Origin of the sequence: Vibrio sp. La 4.2.2 (assembly GCF_027586995.1) — a bacterium.
GTDB classification, from domain to species: Bacteria; Pseudomonadota; Gammaproteobacteria; order Enterobacterales; family Vibrionaceae; genus Vibrio; species Vibrio mediterranei.
Genome location: NZ_JAPPTJ010000008.1, coordinates 220,470 through 228,357, shown reverse-complemented (window position 1 = coordinate 228,357; position 7,888 = coordinate 220,470). Strand labels below are relative to the sequence as shown.

At 43.3% G+C, this 7,888-nt stretch carries 6 protein-coding genes and 1 other annotated feature (1 of these 7 running past the window's edge); of the genes, 3 read left to right on the top strand and 3 right to left on the bottom strand.

The window, feature by feature from the left end; translation table 11 throughout:
* Positions 1 to 295: 295 nt before the first annotated feature.
* The 3 genes from clpB to rluD form a co-directional block, all read right to left on the bottom strand.
* Positions 296 to 2,869: an ATP-dependent chaperone ClpB gene (clpB, locus tag OH456_RS19105; RefSeq protein ID WP_006072932.1), complete on the bottom strand. Its 2,574-nt coding sequence runs from the start codon at positions 2,867 to 2,869 to the stop codon at positions 296 to 298.
* A gap of 86 nt (positions 2,870 to 2,955) precedes the next feature.
* Complete coding sequence (pgeF, locus tag OH456_RS19100) at positions 2,956 to 3,684, bottom strand: peptidoglycan editing factor PgeF (RefSeq protein WP_270034055.1); 729 nt, start codon at positions 3,682 to 3,684, stop codon at positions 2,956 to 2,958.
* On the bottom strand, positions 3,684 to 4,658 hold the full coding sequence (gene rluD / locus OH456_RS19095; RefSeq protein WP_171389603.1) for a 23S rRNA pseudouridine(1911/1915/1917) synthase RluD: 975 nt from the start codon (positions 4,656 to 4,658) through the stop codon (positions 3,684 to 3,686). The genes pgeF and rluD overlap by 1 nt, the downstream gene beginning before the upstream one ends.
* 130 nt (positions 4,659 to 4,788) lie before the next feature.
* On the opposite strand from rluD, the gene bamD reads away from it, so the two are divergent.
* From bamD to hpf, 3 genes are all read left to right on the top strand, one after another.
* Entirely contained in the window at positions 4,789 to 5,514 is a 726-nt protein-coding gene (bamD, locus tag OH456_RS19090; protein WP_006072929.1) for an outer membrane protein assembly factor BamD, read from the top strand.
* A 160-nt stretch (positions 5,515 to 5,674) separates the two neighbouring features.
* Positions 5,675 to 7,096: a lytic transglycosylase F gene (locus OH456_RS19085; RefSeq protein WP_270034054.1), complete on the top strand. Its 1,422-nt coding sequence runs from the start codon at positions 5,675 to 5,677 to the stop codon at positions 7,094 to 7,096.
* Positions 7,097 to 7,382: 286 nt separating this feature from the next.
* The gene (hpf, locus tag OH456_RS19080) at positions 7,383 to 7,709 is read left to right on the top strand and encodes a ribosome hibernation-promoting factor, HPF/YfiA family (protein ID WP_006072926.1); all 327 of its coding nucleotides are present in this window, start codon (positions 7,383 to 7,385) and stop codon (positions 7,707 to 7,709) included.
* 122 nt (positions 7,710 to 7,831) lie between these two features.
* Positions 7,832 to 7,888, top strand: a sequence feature (Phe leader region) (it continues 63 nt past the right edge of the window).

The window sequence follows — 7,888 nt, the reverse complement described above, 5'->3', positions numbered from 1 at the left end:
CTTACTCAAAACGGACGGTCATTTTAGCTATTTCAGTTATCGTGTCAACCACTTTCCTAACTAATTTTGCTTTACTTCTTTAGAAGCAACTTGACCTGCTAACTCGTGAAGGCTTTTAGTTGCCTCATCCCGTGTCAGCGAGGTGGCATTATAGAGATGAACCAATTCTTGGCAAGCGCTAATTTGAAATAAAATCGTTTTTTACAGCCGTTCGAACACAAAAGAAACAAAGCGTCGAAAAAAGACACAAAAAAGGGGGCTAAGCCCCCTTTTATTAGTCTATTTCCCTTGCTATTTACTGCCCGACAGCAATTTTGTCGTTGTTCACTATCAAACGAACTGGCTTAGTCGGGTCAACTTTGCCGGCAAGTATCTCTTTAGCCAACGGATTTTCGATACTTTGTTGAATAGCTCTTTTAAGCGGTCTAGCTCCATATACTGGGTCATAACCTACTTTGGCGATGTAATCTAAAGCTGCATCGGCAACCACTAGGTGGTAGCCATTGTCTTCCATGCGTTTGCCCAAGCGTTGCAACTGAATACCCGCAATAGATTTAATGTGCTCCGCACCCAAAGGATGGAAGACCACACTTTCATCTACACGATTTAAGAATTCTGGCTTGAAGTGAGAGGTCACAACATCCATTACTTCTCGCTTAATACCCTCATAATCAAGCACCTGGAAATTCTCTTGGATACGAGATGAACCAAGATTCGATGTCATAATGACTACCGTATTTCTAAAGTCGACTGTTCTACCTTGTCCATCGGTCAAGCGACCATCGTCGAGAACTTGCAGTAGAATATTAAAAACATCAGGATGCGCCTTCTCAACTTCATCCAGCAAAATAACCGAGTATGGTTTACGTCTAACGGCTTCCGTTAGGTATCCACCTTCCTCATAACCTACATAACCGGGAGGGGCACCTACTAAACGAGCGACTGAGTGTTTCTCCATGAACTCAGACATGTCGATACGCACCATGGCGTCTTCACTATCAAACATAAAACTTGCAAGCGTTTTACATAGTTCCGTTTTGCCCACACCAGTTGGGCCAAGGAATAAGAAAGAACCTATTGGACGATTAGGATCCGCGAGGCCAGCTCGACTACGGCGAATGGCATCAGATACAACTTCGACAGCTTCCGCTTGACCTATGACGCGTTTGTGCAGAACATCTTCCATTTTTAGAAGCTTATCTTTTTCTGCCTCAAGCATTTTAGATACTGGAATCCCAGTTTGCTTTGATAATACTTCCGCGATTTCAGCATCTGTCACTTTGTTGCGAAGCAAGCTCATTTCTTGCATTTCAGCTTGAGTCGCTAAATCGAGTTGTTTCTCTAGCTCTGGGATACGGCCATATTGTAGCTCAGACATTCGGTTCAAATCGCCTGCACGTCTTGCCACATCCATATCGAGTCTTGCCTGTTCGAGTTCAGACTTAATATGTTGAGTTCCCGATAGCGCTGCTTTTTCTGCATTCCAGACTTCTTCCAACTCCGCATAGTCACGCTCTTTTGACTCTAACTCTTCATTGAGAGCAAGCAAGCGCTTCTCACTAGCATTATCCGACTCATTTTTGAGAGCTTGCTGCTCGATTTTTAGTTGAATGATTTTACGTTCTAACTTATCCAAAGATTCTGGCTTCGAATCTATCTGAAGTCGAATGCTCGACGCGGCTTCATCAATAAGGTCGATCGCCTTGTCGGGTAGTTGTCTATCAGTAATATATCGATGCGATAAACTCGCTGCAGCAACAATAGCAGGGTCAGTAATTTCAACATGGTGATGGAGCTCATAACGCTCTTTCAAACCACGTAATATCGCTACGGTGTCTTCGACGCTTGGTTCATCAACCAGTACTTTTTGGAAGCGTCGTTCTAACGCCGCATCTTTTTCAATATACTGGCGATATTCATCCAATGTTGTCGCACCTACACAGTGCAGTTCACCGCGCGCTAATGCAGGCTTTAACATATTGCCTGCATCCATCGAACCTTCACCTTTCCCAGCACCAACCATAGTGTGCAGCTCATCGATGAAGAGAATGATGTTACCTTCTTCTTTAGCTAGTTCATTTAGGACCGATTTCAAACGCTCTTCAAACTCACCACGATATTTGGCGCCAGCCACCAGTGAGCCCATATCTAAAGAAAGAACACGACGCCCACGCAAACCTTCAGGGACTTCATTATTTATAATGCGTTGTGCTAGTCCTTCTACTATAGCTGTCTTACCTACACCGGGCTCACCTATAATGACGGGGTTATTTTTGGTACGACGTTGAAGTACTTGAATGGTGCGGCGAATCTCATCGTCACGACCAATGACCGGATCAAGCTTGCCTTGTTCCGCTCGCTCAGTAAGATCGATGGTAAATTTCTCCAAAGCTTGGCGCTTTTCTTCCGCATTGGGATCATCTACTTTCTGACCACCACGAATTTGCTCAATTGCTTGGTTTACTTTTGCTTCTGTTAACCCTTGCTGTTTCAAAAGTGCACCTAAAGGGCCTTTATCTTCTATTGCTGCAAGCAAAAAGATCTCAGAAGAGATATAGGCGTCTTGACGCTTTTGAGCAATTTTGTCACAGAGATTAAATATTTGCCCCATAGCACTAGACAGCTGAACATCGCCACCGACACCTGTGACTTTAGGAAGTTTGTCCATTAACTCAGACAGCTTGGAACGTAATTGAACCACATCGACGTTCAGCATGGTTAATAGTGGACGAATAGAACTGCCCTCTTGGTTAAGCAAAGCAACCATAAGGTGAACAGGTTCAATATATTGATGATCTCGACCCAATGCCAATGACTGAGCATCAGAAATAGCAATTTGGAATTTGCTAGTAAATCGATCTAGGCGCATAGCAACCCCCGTTTAAATTACATACAGCTTGTTATGCAATTAAGATGGTTGCTAGCAAAACGGATTTCAAGACAAAGGAGTGAAAATCAGTGACTGATCCAGATAAAGCTTGCCATACGACCTGTCTTTCCATCACGTCGATAAGAAAAGAAACGCTTTTCATCGCTAAATGTGCATAAGTTACTCAGCGTTACATCACTGATCGCTGAAGCTTGTAATTTCATCTGTGCAATGAGTGCCAGATCAGCAAGCCATTTCTCTGGATTCACGCTTTCTTTAAACGCAATTCCATATTCAGGATTCATCTGACAAAATGCGTGTTTCACATCCAGCCCAACTTCAAAAGACTCAAAGCCAATTGCTGGTCCAATCCAAGCCTGTGCTTCACTATCGAACAGGCCAGCGGCCTTTTCGACAATCCCGTCGGCCAATCCACGCCATCCTGCATGGACCGCAGCAACTGCTGTTCCATCCTTTGCACATATTAGAATTGGTAAGCAATCTGCCGTCATGGCACTAAGGACGACACCGGGCGTTCGTGTAAAACTCGCATCCGCGTCCAATACCAGTTCAGTTGGAGCTTGAACGATAGCGACTCTAGTCGAATGAGTTTGATTAAGCCAAACAGGAGAAGACGGCATATTCGCACTGATTTCCAGTGCTCGACGGTTTGCCAATACACCGGAAGGTTCATCACCAACATGCATCCCTAAATTAAAACTGGAAAATGGAGCCTTTGAGACTCCATTCTCACGTGTTGAGCTTACCGCTTCAACATTATTAGGTTTGCTCCAGTTTGGCGTCAGAAGCGACATTAATAATCTTCTTCTTTGTTTAACTTAGCGTCTTCACGCAACGCTTCCGTCATGACCACCATGTCATCTGGAATAGGAGCATGGAAAGTCATCTCTTCTCCAGTAACTGGATGCGCAAACTTAAGCATTACCGCGTGCAGAGCTTGACGATCAAAGCTACGAATCATCTGAGTCAGTTCTTCGCTCGCTCCGCGTGGAATACGAGCGCGGCCACCATAAGCGCTATCACCTAACAGTGGATGCTGAAGATAAGACATATGAACACGGATTTGGTGAGTTCGACCCGTTTCTAGACGCAAACGAATACGAGTGTGCTCTCGGAAATGTTCTGCAACTCGGTAATGAGTTACCGCAGGTTTACCAAGTTCGTTCACAGCCATCAGTGTACGTTTAGTCGAGTGACGACCGATCGCTTTATCTACCATACCACCAGCCGTCATTTTACCGATAGCAATAGCTTCGTATTCACGGGTGATGTTACGCTTTTGTAGAGCACGTACCAATCGAGTTTGAGCAGGAACCGTCTTAGCGACAACCATCAAACCTGTCGTATCTTTATCGAGGCGGTGAACAATACCTGCGCGTGGTACTTCTGCGATTGCCGGGAAATGATGTAACAACGCATTAAGAACCGTGCCATCTGGTGTCCCTGCTCCAGGATGAACAACGAAATCTCTTGGCTTATTGATCACAATAATGTCATCATCTTCGTAGACGATATTAAGAGGAATGTCTTGAGCTTCAAAGCGCTCTTCATCTTCTAGTTCAGCTTGAACGGTTATCAACTCGCCGCCCATAACTTTGGTACGCGGTTTAGTGATTACCTCACCGTTAACGGCAATTTTTCCGTCCAGAAGCCACTCTTTCAGGCGCGAACGAGAAAAATCTGCGAACAATTCAGCTACAGCTTGGTCTAAACGTTGACCTAACTGGCTGTCTTTTACTGTATTTGTTAATTCAATCTGCTGAGCCATATCGAACTTTTTAAAAAACCTTGGGACTAATACCACGAGTGTGGATAATATAGCCCATCATTGTATCTGTTACTGAGAAGAAAAGTAATGGACACGGAAAAATATTTACGTCAAGGAAACTCGTTCTCGTATGAAACTACTTAAACTAACAAGCTTGCTTTCTCTAGCTTTGTTGTTTGGTTGTGCTGACAAAGAAGTCACCGTCCCAGATGTTCCGCCTTCCCAGCTCTACGCTGAAGCTCAAGAATCGTTACAAGGTGGTAACTGGACATCAGCCATTGAGCGCCTTGAAGCGCTGGATTCTCGCTACCCATTTGGTGCTTACACTGAACAAGTACAACTTGATTTGATTTACGCTTACTACAAGAACGATGACTTAGCGCTGGGTCTGGCTACGATAGAGCGTTTCTCTCGATTGAATCCAACTCACGAACGTTCTGACTGGGTGTTGTATATGCGAGGTTTAACGCATATGGCACAAGACAGAAACTTCATGCATGACATTCTCAGGATCGATCGCTCAGACCGCGACCCTGAGCCAGTAAAAGCTGCATTTGCTGATTTCGATCGCCTACTAAAACGTTACCCGAATAGTGCTTACGCCGAAGACGCGCAGAAACGTATGGTTGCGTTGAAAAACCGTTTGGCTAAATATGACCTTGCTACCGCTGATTTCTATATCCGACGTGAAGCTTGGATTGCCGCTATCAATAGAGCTCAAGAAATTCAAAAAACCTATCCTGATACAGAAGCAGCTCGCCAATCTTTAGTACTGCAAAAGAAAGCGTACGAAGAACTAGGAATGCAAGAGCAAGTTGAGCGTACTGAGAAATTAATGGAACTAAACCCACTTTAGGGTTATAGACAAATCCGCCTTCCAGAAGCGCTGCCAATGCAGCGCTTTTTTGTGCCCATAAGTTGGCAAAATTCCTTTTTTATTTATATATTTATCTTTAGCTAAGTAGCAAAAAGGGATAGTTGTGAAGGCGATTTTATTATGTTTTGTCATAGGGATCATGACACTTCCAGTAAGGGCTTTAGAGTTAACTCCTCTAAGTAATGAACCCTATACTGGCGATTTGGATAGTTTAGTAGAGAAGCGTGTTATTCGCGTTTTGGTCTCTGCTGATCTTGGTTTCTATTACATAGAAAAAGGACAACCCAAAGGGATTGGAGCGGAACAGCTCTATCACTTCGAGAAAAATCTCAAAAAGAAATACTCCAAGATGAAAGTACAGGTTATTCCTGTACCAAGAGACGACCTCATTCCGGCTTTAGTTAATGGCTATGGAGATCTGGTTGTCGCAAACCTCACAATTACACCCAAACGACAAGAAATCATTCAGTTCAGTACCCCGATTCTCTCTGACATCAGCGAGCTGATTGTGACGACTAGCGATTATCCGTCTTTAGAAAGTGTCGAAGACCTGAGTGGTCAAGAAGTTTGGGTTCGTGGAAGCTCCAGTTATTTCGAGAACTTACAGGCACTAAATCAAAAACTAACCAGCAATGATAAGCCTCCTGTCTACGTTCAGTATTTAGAAGAAACGCTTCAAGACTACGAATTGGTCGAAATGGTCAAGCAAGGCTATATTGGAGCGACCGTCCTCGATAGCCATAAAGCATTCTTTTGGGACAAGACGTTTGACGATTTGAATATCCATGACTCAATACCATTGAGTAAAGATGGTCAAATCGCGTGGGCCATGCGCAAAGACTCACCAAAATTAGAGAAACAAGTAAACGCCTATATTAAAACGGCCAAGCAAGGCACATTGCTCGGTAATGTTATTTATAACAAATATTTGGATAACACAGGCTGGTTTTCAAAGGCCCTTGATCCTAAGAATGTCCAACAATTGGATAAGCTGATTTCATTGTTCAAGAAATATGGCGACAAATACGACTTTGACTTCCTTATGATTGCCGCACAGGCTTTTCAAGAATCTAAGCTAAACCAAAACAAAGTCTCACCCAAAGGCGCTGTTGGCATCATGCAGGTCCTTCCAAGTACCGCTCGTGATCGCAATGTAAACATCAAAAACATCAATAAAATTGAGAATAACGTCCATGCTGGCGTGAAATATATGCGCTTTATCCGAGATAGATACTTTAGCGATGACGCGATAAGTAATGATGACAAAGTTTATTTATCGTTGGCGGCCTACAATGCAGGTCCGGGAAACATCGCTAAAATGCGGCGCTTAGCTACCAAGCACGGTTACGACCCCAATAAATGGTTTGGCAATGTGGAGCTGATGGCACGAAGAAATATCAGCTCTGAGCCCGTTACTTACGTGGCCAATATCAACCGATACTATGTTATCTACAAACAGCTAGAGTCTCTACAGCAGATCAGGCAGGAGCAACAAGCACTAAATAGTGACATTGAATTTTATCGAGTTTTGGGGTCAAAAGAAGAAACCATTACTGAGTGATAGTGATCACATTTTAAAGTCGAGTGAATTTTAAGCAGGAGATTTCTTAGGTCGTAAAAACGCGCCAAAAATGGAGGATTTTCAGTGCGCTACTCTTTCCAAATTAATGACTTTTGACGGAAAAGAAAGTCTTTTCATGTGTTAACAGTAAAAAGTTTTGCGTTAGATCACATTTAAATTTTGATGCGAAAAACCCTATCATTTTAGTGATCTAGATCACATTCTTTTCTCCATGGATAAGTAATCTGGAGTTAACCCATGAGGGATGCAACAGAGGAAAAAACATATGAGAGTAAACATCACTGGTAAAAACATTGAGATCACCTCTGCAATCCGTGAGCATATCGAAAGCAAGTTTAAGAAGTTAGAAAAATGGCAAGTGGATATCATTAGTTGCCAGACTGCTTTCAGCGAAGAGCCGAACAAACAAATGAAATTCGAAGCGTCCATTACGGTACCCAAAGGCAAACTTGTCGCTTCCGCTACTCATGAAGATTTATACGCTGCCGTTAACGAGGTAGAACAGAAGTTAGAACGTCAGCTAAACAAACTCAGACATAAGCCAGAAGCGAGACGTACGGATAAGCCTGAGTTAGTAGAAGAAACCGAATAAAGGCTCGTAAATAAAACGATTGTAGAATAGCGCCGTAAGGCGCTATTTTTTTGCTTGACGCTCCCCACTCCCTTGCTTATTGTGTGGCTTAGCCCAAAAAAACTTAAGACTACATTTTCTATGTACCCGATTAATCTGTTCTTTTTTGACTTCTTTTTTCTCCACTAGGCTTGGAGGCT

What these genes read in the sequence shown, in the direction of transcription:
- clpB (WP_006072932.1), bottom strand. Translation starts at nt 2,869, where the DNA reads ATGCGCCTAGATCGATTTACTAGCAAATTCCAAATTGCTATTTCTGAT.
- pgeF (WP_270034055.1), bottom strand. Translation starts at nt 3,684, where the DNA reads ATGTCGCTTCTGACGCCAAACTGGAGCAAACCTAATAATGTTGAAGCG.
- rluD (WP_171389603.1), bottom strand. Translation starts at nt 4,658, where the DNA reads ATGGCTCAGCAGATTGAATTAACAAATACAGTAAAAGACAGCCAGTTA.
- bamD (WP_006072929.1), top strand. Translation starts at nt 4,789, where the DNA reads ATGAAACTACTTAAACTAACAAGCTTGCTTTCTCTAGCTTTGTTGTTT.
- OH456_RS19085 (WP_270034054.1), top strand. Translation starts at nt 5,675, where the DNA reads ATGACACTTCCAGTAAGGGCTTTAGAGTTAACTCCTCTAAGTAATGAA.
- hpf (WP_006072926.1), top strand. Translation starts at nt 7,383, where the DNA reads ATGAGAGTAAACATCACTGGTAAAAACATTGAGATCACCTCTGCAATC.